The following is a 20,880-nucleotide window of genomic DNA, read 5'->3' on the forward strand; positions in this document are numbered from 1 at the left end:
CTAGTGCTTTTTAGGCGGCAGAGGCTGGTCGAGGCCCGGCTCGACCGGTGTGGGCACCGCGTCGCCCAGCGGCCTGGAAATATCGTTGCTCGGCGCTCGATCTTTCTCGCCCGGGTCCTCGCCCGCCTCCTCGGTTGGCAAAGTCTTCGGCGGCAACGGCTGGTCGAGACCGGGCTCGGTCGGTGCGGGCACAGCGTCCCCAATTGGCTTGGGCAGATCCGTGCCGCGCGGTTCCGGCGCATCGTCGGGCTTTTCGGTATGTTCGGACTCGTCGGACTGGTTGCTCATCGTATTGACCTCCCTTCGCGATGGATATCGCATGGTCCCGCCAGATCATGCAGGGACCGTGCCAGCGGAAGCGGGCCCAACTTCAGTAGAATGAGGGACACTGAGCGCCGAATCCGGCGGCCGACGAAGAAGCACGCCCGGAAAATCCTGGAACACGCCTGATGCCGCACGCCCTCGATCGCCGCACCGCCGTCGCATTCCTTGTGGCCGCAACGTTCTTCATGGAGAACCTCGACGCCACCGTCATCACCACCTCGCTGCCCATCATCGCGCGCGACTTTCACACGGCGCCCGCGTATCTCTCGATCGGCGTCTCCGCGTATCTCGTCGCGCTGACCATGTTCATCCCCGTGAGCGGCTGGTTCGCCGAGCGCTTCGGCGCGCGGCGCGTGTTCGCCACGGCCATCACCGTATTCAGCGTGGCCTCGCTGCTGTGCGCGCTGAGCTCGGGCCTGTTCGCCTTCACCGCCGCGCGCGTGCTGCAGGGGCTGGGCGGCGCGATGATGGTGCCGGTGGGCCGGCTCGTCGTGCTGCGCGACGCGCCGAAGCACGAGATCGTGCGCGCCATCGCGATCCTGACCTGGCCCGCGCTGGTCGCGCCGATTCTCGGGCCGCCGCTCGGCGGCTGGATCAGCACGCACTGGAGCTGGCACTGGATCTTCCTGCTCAACCTGCCGCTCGGCGTGGCCGCGCTCGTGGCCGCCCTGCTGCTCCTGCGCGACGAGCACACCCAACCGCGGCGCTTCGATACCTTCGGCTTCGTGCTGAGCGGGCTAGGCTTCGCGTTCGTCATGAGCGGCATCGAGATGGCGAGCCGCTCCGACGTCACCGCGCCCCTGTCGATCGGCACGTGCGTGGCGGGCATCGCGCTGTTGGCGGCGGCCGTCGTGCATTTGCGGCGCGTGCCGCATCCGCTGTTCGATCTCGCGCCCGTGAAGATCAACACCTTTCGCGTGACCGTGTTCGGCGGCTCGCTGTTTCGCACGGCCATCGGCACCGCGCCGTTTCTGCTGCCGCTCATGTTCCAGGTGGCGTTCGGGTGGAGCGCCGTGGCTTCGGGCGCGCTGCTGCTGTGGCTGTTCGCCGGCAACCTGTGCATGAAGCCGGGCACCACGTGGGTCATGAACCGCTTCGGCTTTCGCACCGTGCTGATCGGCAACGGCACGCTGGTCGCGCTCGGCTTCGCAGGCTTCACGCTGCTCGGGGTCGATACGCCGCGTGTCGTCGTGGCCGCATTGCTGTTTTTCAGCGGCCTCGTGCGCTCGATGCAGTTCACCGCGCTGAACACCATCGGTTTCGCCGACGTGCCCCAGGCACAGATGCGCGACGCGACGACCCTGTTCTCCGTACTGCAGCAGATGAACGCCGGCATGGGGATCGCCGTGGGCGCGCTGGCGCTTTCGGTTGCCGAGGCGCTACGCGGCACGCATGCGGGCACGGCAGGCGCCGCCGACTTCCATCTCGCGTTCTGGTTCATCACAGCGCTCGCGGCGCTGGGCGTGGTCGACAGCGTGCTGCTACCGCGCAGCGCGGGTGCGCACATTCTCGCGCGACGCCAGCGCGCCTCCAACCCCTGACTCCGTTCTGCGTTCAACACGATGCTGACCGTTGCGCTTCTCGTCTTCCCAGGCGTCCAGGCACTCGACGTGTTCGGGCCCACCGACGTCTTCTCGGAGGCCAATCGTCTGCTGCAGCCCGAGGCGCAATACCAGCTCGAGCTGATCGCAACGGAACGCGACACCGTGCGCTGCTCGAGCGGTGTACGCATCGGTGCGGACCGCCACTTCGACGAAGCACGCGGCCATTACGATTTGCTGCTCGTGGCGGGCGGACCCTCGCTCGTGGAGCAGCCGCTCGCCGATGCGGCGCACGCATGGTTGCGCGAAGCCAGCGCACGCGCCCGGCGCTTCGGGTCCATCTGCAACGGCGCGCTGACGCTGGGGCGCGCGGGCTTGCTCGACGGGCGCACGGTGACGACGCACTGGAACGACGCGGCCGCGCTCGCCGCGATGTGCCCGACCGCAAACGTCGAATTCGACCGCATCTTCATTCAGGACGGCAATCTCTATACCTCGGCGGGCGTGACGGCGGGCATCGATCTTTCGCTGTATCTGCTCGCTCAGGATCACGGCCCGGAAATCGCGCTGAAGGTGGCGCGACGGCTCGTGGTGTTCGTGCAACGCGCGGGCGGCCAGTCGCAGTTCAGCCCGTATCTCACGCCCTACGCGGAGGCGACGTCGCCCATTGCCCAGGTGCAGCAGTACGTGCTCGGACATCTGAATGAAGATCTGGGCGTGGAAGTGCTCGCCGGCGTTGCGAAGATGAGCAAGCGCAACTTCGCGAGAATCTTCGTGCGCGACACCAACGTGACGCCCGCCGAATTTGTCGAGAGCGCACGCATCGACGCGGCGCGCGTGATGCTGGAAAACAGCACGGCGCCGTTGAAGACGGTGGCCTTTCGCTGCGGCATGCGCGACGCCGACCATTTGCGCGTGGCCTTCAAGCGCAAGCTGGGCACCACGCCGCAGCAATATCGCGCGCACTTCGGCGCCGTCACAGCAAAAACCAAACGCACCGCAAAAGCCGAGTCGTAGCCGCGCGGTCGAAACTACGCGCCTACGCCCCCGCACGCACCTCGCGTCGCACCGCCTGCGGCGGCACGCCGAAGCCGCGCACGAACGCCTCGCGCATATGCCGCCGGTCGCGAAAGCCGGTCTCGCGTGCGATGACGTCGAGCGGATGCGTGCTCTGCTCGATCATGAGCCGCGCCGCCTCCAGGCGCAGGCCCTCCACGGCGCGCGCCGGCGACTGTCCCGTTTCCGCCGTGAACACGCGGCTGAACTGGCGCGGGCTCAGGTGCACGGCCTCGGCAAGCTGCTCCACCGTGAGCGCGCTGCTCAAGTTGCGGCGCGCGTAGTCGAGCGCGTTCTGGATGCGGTCCGATTTCGGCGCGAGCGCGAGCATTTCGGAATGCTGCGACTGGCCGCCCGAGCGCCGCTGATGCATGACGAGCTTGTGCGCCACCGAGCGCGCCACCTCCGCGCCGAGGTCGCGTTCGACCATGGCGAGCGCGAGATCGAGCCCCGCCGTCATGCCCGCCGACGTCCAGACCGGCCCGTCGACGATATAGATGCGGTCGTCTTCCACACGCACTTCAGGAAAGCGCTGCTGCAGATCGCGCGCGTAATACCAGTGCATGGTGGCGCGGCGGCCGTCGAGCAGGCCCGCCTCGGCCAGCACGAAACCGCCTGTGCAGATGCCCGCCACCCGCCGCGCGCGGCCGCTCGCGCGGCGCAGGAACGCCAGCACCGCGGGCGCGGCGTCCGCGGTACGCGGGTCGTTCACGCCCGCCACCATCCAGGTGTCCACGCGGCTGCGCGCGGGCGCGGGGGTGCGCCGCGTGTCCACGCTCATGCCGAGCGACGAGCGCACCGCGCCGCCCTCCACCGAATAGTTCTCGATCGCGTAGAAGGGCAAGCCGGACGCCATATTTGCGTATTCGAAAACGCTTTGGGTCGCGAGCGCCATCACCTGGAATTCGTCGCTCAAAAGGTAGCCGATGCGGTGCATGTCCTGCTCCTGTCGCTGCATGTCCTGAATCACGACCCTATACGTCATTTGCGCCACGGTCAATCGCGGCCAGAATGCATTCACAGCAGCGCCACTTGCATGTTACCTAACCACCTGCGCCGCTACGCCAAGGAGCCTGATCATGAACCAGCCAACCCATCGCGGCACCGCGCTCGTCACCGGCGCGTCGTCCGGCATCGGCGCCGTCTACGCCGCCGAACTCGCGCGCCAGGGCTACGACCTCGTACTCGTCGCGCGCAATCGCGAGCGGCTAGCCGCGCTCGCCGGGCGCATCACGAGCGAAACCCGGCGCGACGTGGAAGTGCTCGCCGCCGATCTCAACGACCGTGACGATCTCGCCGCCGTGGAAGCGCGCCTGCGCGACGACGCCAGCCTCACGCTGCTCGTGAACAACGCGGGCATCGGCACGCACACGCCGCTCGTGGAGAGCGACGTCGATTACATGACGCGCATGATCGAGCTGAATGTCACCGCGCTCACGCGGCTCACGTATGCCGCCGTGCCGGGTTTCGTCGCGCGCGGCCAGGGCGCGATCATCAACATCGCCTCCATCGTCAGCATCGCGCCCGAGATCCTCAACGGCGTGTATGGCGGCACCAAGGCCTTCGTGCTCGCGTTCAGCCAGTCGCTGCATCACGAACTGGCGGCCAAGGGCATCCGTGTGCAGGCGGTGCTGCCCGGCGCCACGGCCACGGAGTTCTGGGAAACGGGCGGCCTGCCGCTCGAGCATCTCGACAGCGCGATCGTGATGTCCGCGCAGGACATGGTGAGCGCCGCCCTCACCGGCTTCGAGCGCGGCGAGACCGTGACGATTCCGTCGCTGCACGACGTGGAGCAATGGAACGTGTTCGAGACGGCTCGCCGCGCGATGTCCACGCAGCTGTCGAGCAACACGCCGGCGCCGCGCTATCGCATTGCCCAGTGACGGTCTGCTTCGTTCAGATGGATTGAGCGTGAAGCGGGGGCTCGCCCCCGCGAGCTACACTTCCCGCTTGCTGCGCCCGTACAGCAGCAGCATGGCCGCGATCACCACGCCGTAGATGATTTGCCGCCCCGCCTCCGGCATCTGCGCGACCGAGAGAATGGACTGCAGCAGCGTGATGAGGATCGCGCCGGCGACAGTGCCGAGGTACGAGCCGCGGCCGCCCAGAATGGACGTGCCGCCCAGCACCACCGCCGCGATCGCGGGCAGCAGGTAGGCGTCGCCCATCGACTGTGCCGCCTTCGACGCATAGCCCGCGAGCAGCACGCCGCCGAACGCGGCGAAGGCGCTGCACACGGCGAACGCGGCCACGGTCACGAGCCGTGTATCGATGCCGGAAAGATACGCCGCGCGTTCGGTGTTGCCGATCGCGTACAGCGTGCGCCCGAAGGTCGTGCGCGAGAGCAGGAACATCGTCGCGGCCCCGATCACCACCCACAGCGCCACGGCATTCGGCACGCCCGGCAAGAGCCAGCCCGCGGCGAGCCAGCGCATGACCTGCGGCGCCGAATCCTGCGGCGACGATCCGCCCGTATAGACGATCATGATGCCCTGCGCGACCGCGTTGGTCGCGAGCGTCGCGATCATCGAGGGAATACGCAGGAGTGCGACGAGAATGCCGTTGACGATGCCGATCAGCACGCCGCAGCCAATGCCGACCGGAATCGCGAGAATCTGCCCGAGTTCACCATGCCCGGCGACGGCACAGGCCATCATCGCGCCCACCGTGATCGTCCAGGGCAACGAGAGGTCGATGTGGCCGAGCAGAATCACCATCATCAAGCCGGTGGCGATGATGCCGAGAAACGCGCCGACTTTCAGCTGCAGCAGGATGTATTCCGGCGACGTGAAGTTGCGCGAAAACATCCCGCCGACGAGCAGCAGCGCAACGATGCACCCGAACGAGATCAGGATCGGCTTGTCGATCCTGCGCGTGAGCCGCGACACGAAGGTGGTCCGCGTGCTTGCCGAAACGCCGCTCATTGGAACCACTCCAGACGGTTGCGCACCCTGAACAGCCCGCATGCGCCAATCGCGACGGCCAGCAGGAGAATCACGCCCTGGAATAGCGGCTGCCAGAGCGCGTCGACGTTGAACACGAACAGCAGGTCGCCGATGGAGCGGAACGCGAACGCGCCGAAGATCGCGCCGATCGCGCTGCCCTTGCCGCCGAGCAGCGACACGCCGCCGATCACCACGGCGGCAATCGAAAAGAGCGTGTACGAGTTGGCGCTGCCGAGGCTCGCTTCACCGGTGTCGGTGAAGAAGGTCAGGAACAGGCCGCCAATGGCGGCGAGCAGGCCCGCCAGCGTGTAGCTCGCAAACTTGGCGCGGCGAATCGGCATGCCGGAGAGGAAGGCTGCGGGTTCGGACGAGCCGGTCGCATACGCCGCCCGGCCCACCGCGGAGCGTTTGAAAGGAATCCAGACGATCACCACGGCCGCGATCAGGATCAGCAGACTCGCCGGCACGACGCCCGCGACCTTGCCGGTCAGGGCGTCGGCGAGATCCTCGTTGATCGTGCCGCCGGGCACGGGGCGCAGCAGCAGCGCCAGCCCGTAAAACACGGCGCCCGTCGCGATCGTCGTCACGATCGGCTGCAGACGGCCGAAAATGATGATCACGCCGTTGAGCGCGCCGCACAACGCGCCCGCCGCGAGCACGCCGACGATGCCGAGCGCGCTGTGCAGCGCGTCGCCCGTGACGATCCACGAGCCGATGCAATTCGTCAGCACGAGCATCATGCCGATCGAGAGGTCGATGCCGGCCGTGAGCACGACGAGCGCCTGCCCCATCGAGACCAGCGCGAGCAGCACGGCCTTGTTCGCCGCGGTCTGAAACACGTTCGCCGATAGACTCGACGGATAGTTGAAGAGGTAAATCGCGAACATCAGCACGAACAGGCCGAACGCGAACACCATCCCGCGATTTTCCGCATACCAGTAACGCAGCCCGCTCATGGCGCGACTCCCGTGGAAGACGAACCTTGCGCAACCTGTCCGACTTGTCCAACCGGCAGGTCCAGTGCGCTGGCGATCAGGTTCTGTTCGGTGATCGCCGGCCCGACGAGCTCCTTCTTGATCCTGCCTTCGTACAGCACGAGCACGCGGTCGCAGCAGCCGATCAGCTCGTCATAGTCGGTCGAATAGAACAGGATCGCGGCGCCTTCGTCGGCGAGGCGCCTGAGCAGCTGATAAAGCTCCTGCTTGGTGCCCACGTCGATGCCGCGCGTCGGGTCGCTGAGCAGCAGGATTCGGGGCTTGCGCATCAGCCACTTCGCGATGACCACCTTCTGCTGGTTGCCGCCCGACAGCGAGCCCACGGGCGCGTCGACGCCGTGCGATTTGATCGCGAGAAGCTCCATCATCCGGTCGACGAAAGACTGCTGGCGAGTGCGATCGATTACGCCAGCCGTCGACATGCGATCGAGCGCGGCAAACGAGAGGTTCTCGCGCACCGACATCGGCAGCATCAGGCCTTCGGTCTTGCGGTCCTCCGGGATCAGCGCCATGCCGATTCCCTTCGCGCGAGCGGCAACGGGGCTGCCGATCGACACCGCCTTGCCGTCGATCTCGATCTTGCCCGCGCAGCCGCGCAGCACGCCGAACAGCGCGAGCAGCAGTTCGCGCTGCCCTTGCCCGTCGAGACCGCCCAGCCCGAGAATTTCGCCGGGCTGCAGTGAAAAACTGATGCCCTGCAGCGTGTCGCTCCACGCGAGATCGTGACAGGCGAGCACCGGTGGGCGCTCGGCCTTTGCCGCGGGTTTGTCGGGGAACACATGCTGGTACGTCCGCCCGATCATCATTTCGATGACCTCATTATCCGAGCGCGTGCCCGCCTCGAAGCTCATCACGTGGCGGCCATTGCGATACACCGTGCATTCGTCCGCGAGCGCCTTCACCTCGTGCATGCGGTGCGAAATGAAGAGCAGCGCGAGCCCCTCTTCGCGCAGCCGCTTGAGCACGTCGATCACGCGCGCCACGTCGGCGGCGGTCAGCGCCGAGGTGGCCTCGTCGAGGATCAGGATGCGCGGTTCGTGCGCGAGCCCCTTGGCCAGCTCGACCATCTGCTGGCGCGACAGCGGCAGGTCGCGCACTTTCGCGAGCGGATTGATGTCGGCCGCACCCGCGCGGGCCAGCGCTTCCTCGGCCTGGCGGCGCTGGGCCCGGCGGTCGATCATGCCGAAGCGGCGCGGCGGGTTCGACGCGAAGATGTTGTCGGCCACGCTGAGGTCGGGGATCAGCGACAGCTCCTGATACACGCAGACAATGCCGGCCGCGTTCGCCTCTGCGGGCGAGGCGAACGCGACTTTACGGCCATCGAGGTGCATCACGCCCTCGTCCGGCTGCACCACGCCGGACATCACCTTCAGCAGCGTGGATTTGCCCGCGCCGTTCTCGCCGAGGATCGCGTGAATGCGGCCCTTTCGCACCGCGAGTTCCGCGTGATCCAGCGCCACGGCGCCGCCGTAGCTCTTCGACACGCCAGACATCTGAAAAAACGGCTGCTCTGCACCCTGCTGCATGCTTCGCCTCCCGTCACGTCACGCGGCAATCACGCGGTCACTGGTTGCCCTGGCTCTGCTTCATGATTGCCTGAGCGGAGAAGTTGATGCCGCAAGTGGGAAACGAGTTGCCCACGAAGAAGTTGTCCGACTCGTTCGGGAAATAGTTGACGCCCGCCTTCAGCATCGAATCGTCGGTGACGTCCAGCGGCAGCTTGATCGCCACGGGAATGGTCTGTCCATCGAGCGCCGCGAGCGCCGTCTTGATCGCCACGGCCACCTGCGCGGGACCGGTGCCCGCCGACGTGCACTTCAGACCCTGGGCGCCGTACTGCGCGCAGAACTTGCGAAAGCCGTTCTCCGTCTCGCCGCCGAACGGCACGAAGGGATGTTTCGCATCGATCATCGCGCGCACCACCCCCGTGTCGCCGCCCTGCGCCGATATGGCGTCGAAATGGCCCTGCACGGCGATGGCGTCGGCGGTGGCCTTCTGCGCGACCGCGTCGTCCCACTTGCCGTAGACCTGCACGACGTTCCACTTCTTGCCGGTCTCGTCGAGGGTCTTCGTGAAGCCATTGTGCCGATCGGTGTCGACCGAGGTGCCGGCCACGCCGCGGACTTCCAGCACCTTGCCGCCGTTCGGCACATGAGTCGCGAGCCACTTGGCCCACAGCACGCCAAGCCCGTACTGGTCGACGTCCACGTTGATCGCGTCTTCGCTGTCGAGCGTATTGTCGAACGCGACCAGCACGACGCCGGCTTTCTTCGCGCGGCGGATCGCGGGTCCGAACGAGGCGGGATTCTGCGCGTCGACGATGATCGCGTCGTAGCCGGCGTCGATGAAGTTGTTGACGGCCGAGATCTGCGCGGGCACGTCCTCGCCCGTCGAGACGACCTTGAACTCCTTGAGCTTGGCGGCGACGGCTGGTTCCGCCGTATAGGCCTTGGCCGTCTTGATCATCTGGATGCGCCAGGTGTTCGCGATATAGCCATTCACGAGCGCAACGCGATACGGCCCGCTCTTCTTCGGATACTTGATGAATTTCGTGTCGGTCTTCCAGGGGACCATGCAGGTGGGGTCGCTGGACGGACCGGAAACGATCGATGCCTGCGCGAATGCCGCGCCTGCGCACAGCGCCATTGCCGCGGTCGCCGCCGCTCGAAGCACGTGGATTCCTGAAAGCATGTTGTCTCCTTTTTGTCGGATAGAACTTACTGATTGCCGGCACACCGGGCTCGTCGGGAATGGCCGACACCGTGTGCGTGACGCAGGGAATCTTGCTGGATGTGCTGCAGCGGGACTGGACCGGACGCGCCGGACCAGCGGAATGACCTCTTCAAAGGCGTCCCCTCGAAGCAAAACGACGGGCATGCGTGAACGCCTCCCCGTCTGACAGTACTGGCATACCAATCGGCGCGCGATAGTGGTTTACCACTGGACCCCGCGCGGACCCCGCGCGTGCTGAAAGCGGGCGCAAACCCGCGCCGCCTCGACGCTTGGCGACGCGGCAACTGGTGTACCATTCTGGCGAACTTCAGCCGCCTCCCGGCGGCTTCGACGCTTTCGAGAATCCTGGATGGCCGATCTTTCGCACACGCCAACCGGTCGCGCCGCCGATGCGGACGCAACCGACCGCTCCTACGTCGGCCTCGCGAAACAGATCTACGACCTGATCGCGGCGGGCGACGTCGGGCGCGCGCCGGGCGCGCCTCGCACCCGCCTGCCCTCCGAGCGCACGCTCGCCGAGCGTTTCGGCGTGAGCCGCACGCAGGTCAGAGAGGCGATCATCGCGCTCGAAGTGCAGGGCGTGGTCGAGGTGCGCGTGGGGTCGGGCATCTATGTGGCCGACGCGCAGGAGACGCGCACCGTCGCCTTCGAACTGCCGCGCGGGCCGGGCCCGATCGAGACGCTGCGCGCGCGCGAAGTGATCGAAAGCGGTATCGCGGCGCTCGCCGCGACCGAACGCAAGGATGCGGACCTCGATCGCCTCTTCGCCGCGTTGCGCACGATGCGCGAAAACATGGACGACAAGGCCGCGAACGAGGCCGCCGACCGCGAGTTCCATCTGGCGATCGCGGGCGCGACCGGCAACGACATGCTGCGGCACGTGGTGAGCGCGATGTGGGACAACTCGCGCGCCGACCCGCTGTGGAAAAAGATCGAGGAGCACTTCCATACGCCCGCGTTGCGCGCGGCTTCGCAGGAAGACCATCAGCGCATTTTTTCGGCCATCATGGCGCGCGACGCCCACGCCGCGCGTGCGGCGATGCAGGCGCATCTCGCACGCGTGATCGGCGAGTTCACGCAGGCCTGGCGCTAGCCCCTCATGCCGCCGCAGGCAGCGCGCTTGCCTCGTGCGCAACCGCCAGCGGCGTGACCGGCGGCGTCAGCGACGGCGTGTCCGCCGTCTCGCTCACGCGGAACGTCGCCACGGCATCGGCCATCTGGCTCGCCTGCTGCTCGAGCGACTCGGCGGCAGCCGCCGCCTGTTCCACGAGTGCCGCGTTCTGCTGCGTGACCTGATCCATCTGGCTCACCGCCGTCTCGACCTGTTCGATGCCGGCGCTCTGCTCCACGGTGGCCGAGGCGATCTCCTTCATGAGGCCCGACACCTTGTCCACCGAAGCAACGATCTCGGCCATTGTCGCGCCCGCGTCGCCCACGAGCGAGCGGCCGTTGCGCACGTCGTGCACCGAGGCGTCGATCAGCGACTTGATCTCGCGCGCCGCGGCGGCGCTGCGCTGCGCGAGCATGCGCACCTCGCCCGCGACGACGGCGAAGCCGCGCCCCTGCTCGCCCGCACGCGCGGCCTCGACCGATGCGTTGAGCGCGAGAATATTGGTCTGAAACGCAATGCCGTCGATGATGCCCGTGATGTCCGCGATCTTGCCCGAGCTGCGGCTGATCTCCTCCATCGTGTCGATCACCTGCTCGACCACGCGTCCGCCGCGCTGCGCGACATCCGCGGCGCCCGTGGCGAGCGCGCTCGCGGCGTTCGCATGCTGCGCGTTCTGACGCACGCTCGACGTGAGTTGCTCCATGCTCGACGCCGTCTGCTCGAGCGACGCAGACTGCTGTTCCGTGCGGCTCGACAGATCGAGATTGCCCGCTGCGATTTCGCGTGCGCCCGTGTTGATCGCATCGCAGCTCGATCGCACGCTGCGCACCGTATGGCTCAGGCCGCCCTGCATGCGCCGCATCGCGCCGAGCAACTGGCCGATTTCGTTGCGCCCGCCGCCTTCGATACGGACCGAGAGATCGTTCGCGGCGATCTGGTTGAGCACTTCCACCGCCTCTTTGAGCGGCGCCGTGACGAGGCGGCGCAGCGCCAGATGCGTCGCGACGACGAGCGCCAGCGCCCCCAGCAGACCCACCGCCACCATCGCCATTACCCAGTTGTGCTCGCGCTCGGACTGGTCGAGCGTCGCGCGCGAAACGGCATCGGCATTCGCGCGCAGTGCGGCCACGCTGGCCGAAAACTGCGTATCCGCACTGGCGACGTCTCCGGCGGCCAGCGCGGCATAGGTTGCCGTGTCGCCGGATTCGAGCGCCGTGGCCGCGCGCTGCAGCGACTGCGCGAGTGCGCTCCATGCGCCGAGCAAGGCGTCGCGCTGCCGGGCCGCATCAGGGTCGAACGGTGCGCTCGCGCGCAGCGCGGCGCTGTGCTTCGCGGCCTGCTCGAAGAGATCGCGCGCGTCCTGCTGCGCCCGCTGTTGCGCGTCGGCGGCGCCATTCTCTTTCCTCGCTTGATAGGCGCGAGCCAGCGCCGTTTGCGCGAGCGCCGCGTCCTCGCGCAAGGCGAGCGCGAGCGCGTCCTGGCGCGCGACTTCGTGGATGTAACGCGCCGAGTCGTCGGCGCGGCCGATCATCAGGACACCGACTGCTGCGCCCACCACCAGCATCGCCGCGAACGTGCAGAGCACGAGCAGCAGCCCTTTTCGAATCGTCAGATTACGCATTGCCTTATTTCCGCTTCAGGGCCTCAACGTGGTGGGAACGGCATCGCTGCCCAGCCGGGCCAGCAGCATGTTCGCCTGTTCGATCAGCGTGGCGCGGTATTCGCCGGGCAACAGCACGTCGTCGGCCACGGCCATCGCTTCGCCAAGCTGCGCGCGAAACGCGAGGATCGTGCGTTCGATCTGCGCCGTGGACAGCTGCGGCAGCACCGCCTCGACGAACTTCGTCATCACCACCACACTCGCGCCGAAGCGCGAGATGGCCTTGCCATGCGCGCTCACTAGCGCGGTCATCGAGTTCAACAGCATCTCGTCACTGGTGCTCACGGGATTCTCCGGATACTTCGGCTAAAGGGGGAAAGCAAAGGCCGTCTTCAGCCCGCCACGCACGCTTCGAGCGCGCGCGGCATCAATTCAGCCGGCGCGGGACGCGCAAGCAGGAAACCTTGTGCGCGGTCGCAGCCGATCTCGCGCAGAAACTCGAGTTGCCGCGGCGTCTCGACGCCCTCGGCCACCACCGTGACACCGAGCGAGCGCGCCATCGCGACGATCGCGCGCACGATCGAGCGGTCTCGCGCGGCGCTTTTCTTCACACGCGGCGACATCCCGGCCCCCGGTTCGGCCATGTCCGCGAGGAACGAACGGTCCACCTTGAGCGTGTCGACCGGTAACGACTGCAGATATTTGAACGACGAATAGCCCGTGCCGAAGTCGTCGATCGCGAGGCTGATGCCGCGCGCGGCGAGCTCCTGCAGCAACGCTTCGATGCCGCCCCGGCCCGACATCATCGCCATGCTCTCCACGAGTTCGAGCTGCAGGCGCGTGGCCGGCAGGCCGGTCTCGCTGAGGATGGTCGTGAGCTGATGCAGAAAGCCGTCGTGCAGGCATTGCCGCGCCGAAAGATTCACACTGATACGGCCGAAGTCGAAGCCCTCGTCGAGCCATTCGCGCGCCTGCCGGCAAGCCTCGCGCAACACCCATGCACCGAGCGGCACGATCAATGAGGATTCCTCGGCAATCGGGATGAACTGGTCCGGCGGCACGAGGCCGCGGCGCGGGTGCTGCCAGCGCGCGAGCGCCTCGATATTGACGAGCGCCCCGCTCGCCACATCGAATTCGGGCTGATAGTGGAGCACGAGTTCGCCCGCCTCGAGCGCATGGTGCAGCTCGCTTTCGAGCACGATGCGCTCCATTGCCGACGACGTCATCGGCGTGGCGAAGAAGCGGAAGTTGTTCTTGCCCGCGTCCTTGGCCTCGTACATCGCGCGGTCGGCCTGCATGAGCAGTTGCCGCGGATCGTGCGCGTCGTCCGGATACATGCTGATGCCGATGCTCGGCGTGACGAACAGCAGCTGCTCGCCGATGTGCATCGCGGCGCCCACGCGCGCGAGCAGCCCCTGGGCGATCTGCCCGACGCGGCGAATGTCTTCGATATCCTCGATCAGCAGCGTGAACTCGTCGCCGCCGAGGCGCGCCACCGTATCGGTCTCGCGCACGGCTTCGCGCAGGCGCGCAGCGATCACCGTGAGCGCCTCGTCGCCCACGCCATGGCCCATCGTGTCGTTGATGAGCTTGAAGCGGTCGAGGTCGAGGAACATCACCGCGACACGCTTGCCCGAGCGGCGCGCGCGAGCGAGCGAGAGCGTGAGGCGCTCGGTGAAGAGCGTGCGATTGGGCAGGCCCGTCAAGGCGTCGTGCGTCGCGAGGTAGCTCAGGCGCTCCTCGGTCTCGCGGCGCTGCGTGATGTCCGCGAAGATCGCGGCGTAATGCGTGCAGCGGCCGCTCGGGTCGCAAATGCTGGAAATCGTCAGGTATTCCAGGTAAAGCGCGCCGTCCTTGCGGCGGTTCCAGATTTCGCCCTTCCAGTGGCCGTTCTGCTGCAGGCTGCGCCAGAGCGTGCTGTAAAACGCCGGACCCTGGCGGCCCGAGTTCAGCAGGCTCGCGTTGCGCCCCAGCGCCTCGTGCTCCGTATAGCCCGTGAGCCGCGTAAAAGCGGGATTCACGCGCTCGATGGTGCCGTCGAGGTCGGTGATCATCACGCCGTCGAGCGTCGATTCCACCACCTGGTCGGCGAGGCGCAGGTTCGCGCGCGAGGCGAGCAGCGCGTCGTCGCGCTCGCGCAGCGCCATCTGCAATTCGCGCACGAAGCCGTCTTCGATGTCGTGCAGGATATGCGAGAGGTCGAGCAGGCCCGCGAGACGCCCGTCTTCGCCGATCACACCCACGTGACGCATGCGGTGCTCGAGGAGATACTGACGCGCCGCATAGAGGCTTTGCGAATGCGCGAGCGAGCGCAGCGGCCGGCTCGCGCGCGCGCCGACCGTACCGTCGAGCGCGCCGTCGGCAGCGAGGCGCACCACGTCGCGCTCGGTCACGATGCCGAAGTCGCCTTCGGGATAGCTCACGACGAGCGCGCTCAGACGCCGCGCGCGCATGCGCTGCATGGCCTCGTGCATGGCCATGCGCGCGTCGACCACGAGCGGCATCGCCGCGTTGACCGAGCCGACCGTCTTCAGCCGCAGAAAGCACTCGAGCCCCTGGTTCATGACCAGGTCGGTTTGCGTGACGATGCCGAGCGAGCGGCCCGCCTGATCCACCACGAGACAATGGCGGATGCCCTCGCGCTTGAAGCGCAGGGCGGCGTCGCGCAGACGCGTGCTCGCCGGCAGCGCGCGCACCGGATGGCTCATCGCATGGCGGATGGGCAGCGCGAGCGCGGCGGCGTCTTCGCCCAGCGCGAGCGCGTCGTGCTCGGTCCAGATGCCGACGGGCCGCCCCATTTCGGTAATGACGATGGCGCTATAGCGCCGCTCGCTCATCATGCGCGCCGCTTCGCGTATCGGCACGTCGGGCCCGCAGGCAAGCGGCGGCCCTGAAAGTAGCTGCCCGATTTCCAGGTCCAGCGTGTGGTGTTGCATGTAGCGTCCCGAACCGCACGGCGATGTCTTTATGAGATAGCGGGAAACTAACAGCGGGTAGACGGCCGTCAATTGACGAAAATCAAGGTTTTGACCGCCCGAGGCGGCGCAAACGTTTGCGTGTCGGCTAACCGGAATATCAGGGAGGCATCATCTGTCGCACGCCTGCGACAAAACTTGATGCGCATAAACTTTTATATACGGAATTGCATAATCTAGTTTACTAGACAACCAAATCCATTAAACTGGACGACATGGATATCCACACCACTATCGCCCGCCGCCTGCGCGAACTGCGCGACGCCAGAGGCTGGTCGCTCGAAGCGCTGGCCGAGCGCAGTTCGGTGAGCCGCTCGAACATCTCGCTCATCGAACGTGGGCAAAGCAGCCCCACGGCCGTCGTGCTCGACAAGCTCGCCACGGCGCTCGGCGTCTCGCTCGCCTCGCTCTTCGAGGCCCCGGGCGACGCTGCGCGCCAGGCCCCTTCCCCGCACGCCGCGGCCCGCGATCAAGCGGTCTGGACCGATCCCGAGTCGGGCTACGTGCGGCGCAATCTCTCGCCGCCCGCATGGTCGCCCATCCAGCTCGTGGAAGTGCATTTTCCGCCCGGCCAGCGCGTGGCCTACGACACGAGCCTGCGCGACGCGGAGATTCATCAACAGGTCTGGGTGATGGAAGGCGTGATGGAGATGACGGTGGGCGAGCGCGTGTGGCGGCTCGAAACCGGTGACTGCCTCGCAATGCGCCTCGACTGCCCCATTGCCTATCGCAATCCCACGAACGCGCCGGCGCGCTACGTCGTCGCGCTCTGCAGGACCACTAACTGACCGGGTTCACAATCCCATGAGCGAAGCCATCGAGGTACGCCGCCTCACCGCCGAACAGGCGCAAGCCTGCGCACCCGCGCTTGCCGACGTACTCATCGACTGCGTGGAGGGCGGCGCCTCGGTGAGCTTCATGCTGCCGATTGCGCGCGAGACGGCGCTTGCGTTCTGGCACGGGGTGGCGCAAGACGTGGCGCGAGGCGGCCGCATTCTGCTCGCGGCCGAAGACGCGCAGCAGCGCATCGTGGGTACGGCGCAACTCGTGACGGCGCAGCCGGAAAACCAGCCGCATCGCGCCGATGTCGCCAAGGTGCTGGTGCATCGCGCCGCGCGCGGACAAGGTGTGGGGCTGCGCCTCATGCTCGCGATCGACGAGGCGGCAAGGCACGCCGGAAAATCGGTGCTCGTGCTCGACACCGTAACGGGCGGTGCGGCCGAACGGCTCTATGCGCGCGCCGGTTGGGAGCGTGTGGGCGGCGTGCCGAATTACGCGCTGATGCCGGACGGCGCATTGTGCGGCACCACGTTCTATCACAAGCAGCTGGTGAGCCGGTGAGGCGCCGCCGCTTCCTCAAGCGCCTCGTTCGAGCATGTTGCTGATGGCGAGCGCCAGGCCATCGGGATTGTCGTACGCCATCATGTGCTCGGTATTGGCAACGAGCTCGACGGCGCAGCCGGCTTGCTCGAATTGGGCAATTTCGTCACTCGTGGCCGTATCCGGAAGAATCACCCCTTTTCTCGCATTCAGCCTGGCGAAATTGCCGAGCCAGTCTTGCGCGTTGTCGTCCAGCGCGGATCTTGCCCATTGGTAAATGGCATGAGGCGATGCGACGGCAAATGGGCCCAGCCAGGCGTCGTTGCCGCCCGCGGCTTTCAACTGCGTCAGCAGCTGCGAAAACCCAACGGCTACGAATTGCGCTTCGGTCATCGACGTTATTTCCGACAACATCGCTTTGCCGTAATCGTTCAGACCGGGCGCACATAAGACCACGGTACCCACCTGGACCGGCAGGCGTTTCGCGAGCTTCAGCGCGATGAACGCGCCAGCGCTATGACCGAATAGATTCACCCGCGTGAAGGGCTCGCTCGTGACGAAGTTTGAGAGGACGTTCGCCTGGGTCTCCGAATCATAATTCCCGTCCTCTGGTTTGTCGCTGAGCCCCGCTCCCATGAGATCGACGAGGAGCGATCGGCGTTTCGGGTATGAATGGGAGCCCGTTACCGGTGGGTAATCACTGCTGGACGCACAACCCAAACCATGAATGAACAGAAGCGGCTCGGAGGAGTGCGTGCCGGAAAATAAATCCAGGTAGCGAAGAATGTGCCCTCTGTCATCAGTGGTGAACGGGTTCATATTCCGGTCCGCGAATTCAGGGCGTTGCCTCCGCGCGCAACGCCTCGGAAGGCCGCATGCCGAACATGCGCCGGTAATCGGTGGCGAACTGGCTCAGATGCCAGAAGCCCCAGGCGGTGGCCACGTCCTGCACCGAACCGGCCGCGCGAGCGCACAGGTCGCGCCGGGCGCCGTTCAGGCGCAGCGCGCGCAGGTAGGTGGCAGGCGCCATGCCAAGCACGTCCTGAAAGCAGTACTGGAGCGTACGCCGGCTCACGTGCAGCTGCTCGCAAAGCTCCGGCACACCGACCGGCCGCGCGCGATGCGCGAGCACGTAGTCGCGCGCCTGCGCAACGATCCAGCGGCGCCGCGAGGCGGGCTCGACCACCGCATCCCCGCTGCCCGCGCAGGCGTCGAACAGCGCGGCGAGCACTTCCGCCTGCAATGCGTTGCGTTCGAGGTCCGAAAGCGGTGCGTCCGGCACGTTCTCATGCGCCTGGCCGCCATCGTCGAGACACCTCGCGAGCCGCGCGCAAAGGCGTTCGATGCTCGCCGCGCCGGCCTGCACGACAGGTGCAGCCGGCAAACGTTCTTCGAGCGCCGTGTGCTCGACCGCGGCCGCATAGTGGCGCAGCACGTCGCCGCGCACGACCACGCCGTAGATCGAAAATTGCGCCGGCGTGAGCAACTCGAACTCTACGTTGCCCGGGCGCAGCGCAAACGCCCGCGCGCCAATGGGCTGCGCGTCGACACGCGCCTCGCCTTCGCGCGCGACCGGTATGCCGAACCACCAGGCGTCGCCGCGCACCTCGCACGCCTGGCGCAACGTGTGGCTCGTGGTCTCGCGGAACACCTTCATGGTGTCGAGTGGCAGTTCCGTGAGCGTGCCGACGAAGCGGCCCGCCGCCAGCTGGTCGTAGGTCTGCCGCCAGCCCACGAGGTTGCGCGCCTGCTCGTCGGCGTCGTGCGCCACGCTGACCACGGTGCGGGCGCCAGGCGCGTTGCATCGCGCCTGCCCGGCCGTGGCGTCGGTTCGCTCTGCCGTTTCGTTCATGGTTGCCTCCCAGCACGCGCTTGCTTCGATCGATCGTCGATTAATGCAAGAGTCGCGCCAGCGAGAACGGTATGCGGCATGGCCATGCCGGGCGCCGCGCTGCTCCACGGCGGCGCAATGGCGGCGAGCGGAGTGCTCAATCCCTGCACAGGCGGCAGCACCGCCGCGGTGCGTCGCGGACTTCAACGGTTGCGGCGGATGCAGTCTCCGCCCGCGCGCGCAGATCCTCATGCAGGCGTGATCTGCCCTGCCGTCCCGACGCCCGGCAGCGTCGCGTCGCTATCGTCCTTCAGTCCGACGCCCGTCAGCCCGAGCCGCCGCGCATGCGTGAGGAGGTAATGGAGCTTGTGCGCGGCCGCTTCATATGGCAGCCCTTCGGGACGCACGTTCGAGATGCAGTTGCGCTGCGCGTCATGGCAGCCCACCTTCGGCGCGTAGGTGAGGTAGACGCCGAGGCTGTCTGGCGAGCTGAGCCCGGGCCGCTCGCCGATCAGCATCGCCACGAGTTTCGCGCCCAGCAGCTCGCCGATCTCGTCGCCGAGCGCCACGCGTGCCTGGCGCGCGACCACCACTGGGCCGATGCGCCAGTCCGCAAGACGCGCGCGCACGGCGAGGAGCAGCGGCGCGGCCTGTTTCGCGGCGGCGATCGCCGAAAGGCCGTCGCCGATCACGAACACGACTTCGGGCGGCTCCTCACGCGCCGCCGTGGCCAAACCCGCCGCCTCGACCAACGCGGCCCGGCTCGCCTCCGACAAGCGCCGCCCCAGGTCCGGCCGGCGCAAATAATGCTGCCGGTCCGGCGCCGCGCTTTCCACGCCGAGCGTCGCGAACCCCTCGGCTTCGAGCGTGCGCCGCAGGGCTTCGGCGTCGAGCGGGTGATGCACGGCGTCGCGCGCCTGCGCGTGCGAGAGATTGAACGCGAGCAGCGGCGCCGTGGGCAAGCCGTTGCCGGCGCGCCCGAGCGCGATGCGCGCGTTCGTGAACGCCTTGAGACCGCCCCACGGGTTCTTTTCGACGGCGTCGCTCATGCGTCGATCCCCATCCATTCGTGCGCGCCCGCGAGCAGCGGCACGCGCGCGGAGCCCGGCAGGAGCGCGCCTTTCGCGTCGACGATCTCCATGGTCTCCAGCCACTCCTCGAACTCCGGCGCGCGGCGCAGGCCGAGCAGGTCGCGCACGTAGAGCGCGTCGTGAAACGAGGTGCTCTGGTAGTTGAGCATCACGTCGTCGGCGCCCGGAATGCCCATGATGAAGTTGATGCCGGCCGCGCCCAGCAGCGTGAGCAGCGTGTCCATGTCGTCCTGGTCGGCTTCGGCGTGGTTCGTATAGCAGATGTCGCAACCCATGGGCACGCCCAGCAGCTTGCCGCAGAAGTGATCTTCGAGCCCCGCGCGAATGATCTGCTTTCCGTCGTACAAATACTCGGGGCCGATGAAACCGACCACCGTATTGACGAGAAACGGCTCGAACTTGCGCGCGACCGCATAGGCACGCACCTCGCAAGTTTGCTGGTCCACGTCGTAGTGCGCGTTCGCCGAGAGCGCGCTGCCCTGCCCCGTCTCGAAGTACATGAGGTTGTTGCCGACCGTGCCGCGCTTGAGCGAGAGCGCCGCTTCGCGCGCCTCCTGCAACAGCGCCAGCGAAATGCCGAAGCTCGCGTTCGCCTTTTGCGTGCCCGCGATCGACTGGAACACGAGATCGACGGGCGCGCCCTTTTCGATAGCCGCGATCGTGTTGGTGACGTGCGTGAGCACGCAGGACTGCGTAGGCACGCGGTAGCGCTCGCGAAACCCGTCGATCATCGCGAGCAGCTTCACGATTGCCGCCAGACTGTCCGTGGCGGGATTGATGCCGATCATCGCGTCGCCACAGCCGTACATCAGGCCGTCGAGCATCGAGGCGGCGATGCCCTTCACGTCGTCGGTGGGATGGTTCGGCTGCAGGCGCACCGACATGCGGCCCGGCAGCCCCACGGTGTTGCGAAAGCGCGTGACCACGGGCCGCTTCTTCGCCACGGCGATCAGGTCCTGATTGCGCATGAGCTTCGACACCGCCGCGACCATCTCGGGCGTGAGGCCCGGCGCGAGGCGTTCGAGCGCCTCCGTGGTTGCCGCGCCGGAGAGCAGCCAGTCGCGGAAGTCGCCCACGGTGAGGTGCGCAACGGCCGCGAACGCGGCGGCATCGTGATCGTCGACGATGAGGCGCGTGACCTCGTCGTCTTCATAAGGCACGAGCGCTTCCGCGAGAAACGCCTTGAGCGGCACCGCGGCGAGCGCCATTTTCGCGGCCACGCGCTCCTCTTCGCTCGCCGCCGCCACGCCCGCGAGCTGGTCGCCGGAGCGCAGCGGGCTGGCTTTGGCGAGCAGCGTCTTGAGGTCCGCGAAGCGGTAGGTGCGCGCGCCGATCGTCTCCGTATAGTTCATGCGTTG

The 20,880-nt window shown here is 67.1% G+C and carries 19 protein-coding genes; 6 read left to right on the forward strand and 13 right to left on the reverse strand.

Going from position 1 to position 20,880, the window contains the following annotated elements:
* On the reverse strand, positions 1–288 hold the full coding sequence (locus AB4Y35_RS30845) for a hypothetical protein (protein ID WP_368707381.1): 288 nt from the start codon (positions 286–288) through the stop codon (positions 1–3).
* 161 nt (positions 289–449) lie between these two features.
* On the opposite strand from AB4Y35_RS30845, the gene AB4Y35_RS30850 reads away from it, so the two are divergent.
* Both AB4Y35_RS30850 and AB4Y35_RS30855 read left to right on the forward strand, forming a co-directional pair.
* A complete protein-coding gene (locus tag AB4Y35_RS30850; protein ID WP_368707382.1) occupies positions 450–1,865 on the forward strand; it encodes an MFS transporter in 1,416 nt (471 codons plus the stop codon).
* Positions 1,866–1,886: 21 nt separating this feature from the next.
* Entirely contained in the window at positions 1,887–2,882 is a 996-nt protein-coding gene (locus AB4Y35_RS30855; RefSeq protein ID WP_368707383.1) for a GlxA family transcriptional regulator, read from the forward strand.
* Between the two features lie 22 nt (positions 2,883–2,904).
* Here AB4Y35_RS30855 and AB4Y35_RS30860 read toward each other — a convergent pair whose 3' ends face one another.
* Positions 2,905–3,858, reverse strand: coding sequence for a GlxA family transcriptional regulator (locus AB4Y35_RS30860; RefSeq protein WP_368707548.1), 954 nt, complete (start codon positions 3,856–3,858; stop codon positions 2,905–2,907).
* Positions 3,859–4,000: 142 nt separating this feature from the next.
* On the opposite strand from AB4Y35_RS30860, the gene AB4Y35_RS30865 reads away from it, so the two are divergent.
* Positions 4,001–4,804, forward strand: coding sequence for an SDR family NAD(P)-dependent oxidoreductase (locus AB4Y35_RS30865; RefSeq protein WP_368707384.1), 804 nt, complete (start codon positions 4,001–4,003; stop codon positions 4,802–4,804).
* Positions 4,805–4,858: 54 nt separating this feature from the next.
* Here the strand turns inward: AB4Y35_RS30865 and AB4Y35_RS30870 are convergent, their stop codons facing one another.
* The 4 genes from AB4Y35_RS30870 to AB4Y35_RS30885 are packed head-to-tail and all read right to left on the reverse strand — an operon-like array spanning position 4,859 to position 9,552.
* Positions 4,859–5,845 carry an ABC transporter permease gene (locus AB4Y35_RS30870; RefSeq protein ID WP_324159451.1) on the reverse strand — a complete coding sequence of 329 codons (987 nt, stop codon included), beginning with the start codon at positions 5,843–5,845 and terminating at the stop codon, positions 4,859–4,861.
* Positions 5,842–6,822: an ABC transporter permease gene (locus AB4Y35_RS30875; RefSeq protein WP_368707385.1), complete on the reverse strand. Its 981-nt coding sequence runs from the start codon at positions 6,820–6,822 to the stop codon at positions 5,842–5,844. The genes AB4Y35_RS30870 and AB4Y35_RS30875 overlap by 4 nt, the downstream gene beginning before the upstream one ends.
* Positions 6,819–8,387 (reverse strand): sugar ABC transporter ATP-binding protein, encoded by a 1,569-nt coding sequence (locus AB4Y35_RS30880; RefSeq protein WP_368707386.1) that lies wholly within the window; start codon positions 8,385–8,387, stop codon positions 6,819–6,821. The genes AB4Y35_RS30875 and AB4Y35_RS30880 overlap by 4 nt, the downstream gene beginning before the upstream one ends.
* A gap of 37 nt (positions 8,388–8,424) precedes the next feature.
* Positions 8,425–9,552, reverse strand: a complete 1,128-nt coding sequence (locus tag AB4Y35_RS30885) for a sugar ABC transporter substrate-binding protein (RefSeq protein WP_368707387.1) — start codon at positions 9,550–9,552, stop codon at positions 8,425–8,427.
* 391 nt (positions 9,553–9,943) lie between these two features.
* Here AB4Y35_RS30885 and AB4Y35_RS30890 point away from each other — a divergent pair, with 391 nt between their 5' ends.
* Entirely contained in the window at positions 9,944–10,687 is a 744-nt protein-coding gene (locus AB4Y35_RS30890; RefSeq protein ID WP_368691088.1) for a FadR/GntR family transcriptional regulator, read from the forward strand.
* Between the two features lie 4 nt (positions 10,688–10,691).
* Here the strand turns inward: AB4Y35_RS30890 and AB4Y35_RS30895 are convergent, their stop codons facing one another.
* The 3 genes from AB4Y35_RS30895 to AB4Y35_RS30905 are packed head-to-tail and all read right to left on the reverse strand — an operon-like array spanning position 10,692 to position 15,241.
* On the reverse strand, positions 10,692–12,326 hold the full coding sequence (locus AB4Y35_RS30895) for a methyl-accepting chemotaxis protein (RefSeq protein ID WP_368707388.1): 1,635 nt from the start codon (positions 12,324–12,326) through the stop codon (positions 10,692–10,694).
* A 15-nt stretch (positions 12,327–12,341) separates the two neighbouring features.
* Positions 12,342–12,650, reverse strand: coding sequence for a hypothetical protein (locus AB4Y35_RS30900; RefSeq protein ID WP_368691090.1), 309 nt, complete (start codon positions 12,648–12,650; stop codon positions 12,342–12,344).
* A gap of 47 nt (positions 12,651–12,697) precedes the next feature.
* Positions 12,698–15,241 carry an EAL domain-containing protein gene (locus AB4Y35_RS30905; RefSeq protein ID WP_368707389.1) on the reverse strand — a complete coding sequence of 848 codons (2,544 nt, stop codon included), beginning with the start codon at positions 15,239–15,241 and terminating at the stop codon, positions 12,698–12,700.
* A 254-nt stretch (positions 15,242–15,495) separates the two neighbouring features.
* On the opposite strand from AB4Y35_RS30905, the gene AB4Y35_RS30910 reads away from it, so the two are divergent.
* Together AB4Y35_RS30910 and AB4Y35_RS30915 are read left to right on the forward strand one after the other, a co-directional pair.
* The gene (locus tag AB4Y35_RS30910) at positions 15,496–16,068 is read left to right on the forward strand and encodes a helix-turn-helix domain-containing protein (RefSeq protein WP_368707390.1); all 573 of its coding nucleotides are present in this window, start codon (positions 15,496–15,498) and stop codon (positions 16,066–16,068) included.
* 16 nt (positions 16,069–16,084) lie between these two features.
* A complete protein-coding gene (locus AB4Y35_RS30915; protein ID WP_368707391.1) occupies positions 16,085–16,621 on the forward strand; it encodes an N-acetyltransferase family protein in 537 nt (178 codons plus the stop codon).
* Between the two features lie 15 nt (positions 16,622–16,636).
* Here the strand turns inward: AB4Y35_RS30915 and AB4Y35_RS30920 are convergent, their stop codons facing one another.
* The 4 genes from AB4Y35_RS30920 to AB4Y35_RS30935 form a co-directional block, all read right to left on the reverse strand.
* Positions 16,637–17,419, reverse strand: a complete 783-nt coding sequence (locus tag AB4Y35_RS30920) for an alpha/beta fold hydrolase (protein WP_368707392.1) — start codon at positions 17,417–17,419, stop codon at positions 16,637–16,639.
* Positions 17,420–17,435: 16 nt separating this feature from the next.
* On the reverse strand, positions 17,436–18,452 hold the full coding sequence (locus AB4Y35_RS30925; RefSeq protein ID WP_368707393.1) for a helix-turn-helix domain-containing protein: 1,017 nt from the start codon (positions 18,450–18,452) through the stop codon (positions 17,436–17,438).
* A gap of 227 nt (positions 18,453–18,679) precedes the next feature.
* Positions 18,680–19,480, reverse strand: coding sequence for an ethanolamine ammonia-lyase subunit EutC (eutC, locus tag AB4Y35_RS30930; RefSeq protein ID WP_368707394.1), 801 nt, complete (start codon positions 19,478–19,480; stop codon positions 18,680–18,682).
* Positions 19,477–20,874, reverse strand: coding sequence for an ethanolamine ammonia-lyase subunit EutB (locus AB4Y35_RS30935; protein WP_368707395.1), 1,398 nt, complete (start codon positions 20,872–20,874; stop codon positions 19,477–19,479). Before AB4Y35_RS30935 ends, eutC begins: the two co-directional genes overlap by 4 nt.
* Positions 20,875–20,880 lie beyond the last annotated feature (6 nt).

It is taken from the genome of Paraburkholderia sp. EG286A (assembly GCF_040965375.1).
GTDB lineage: Bacteria > Pseudomonadota > Gammaproteobacteria > Burkholderiales > Burkholderiaceae > Paraburkholderia.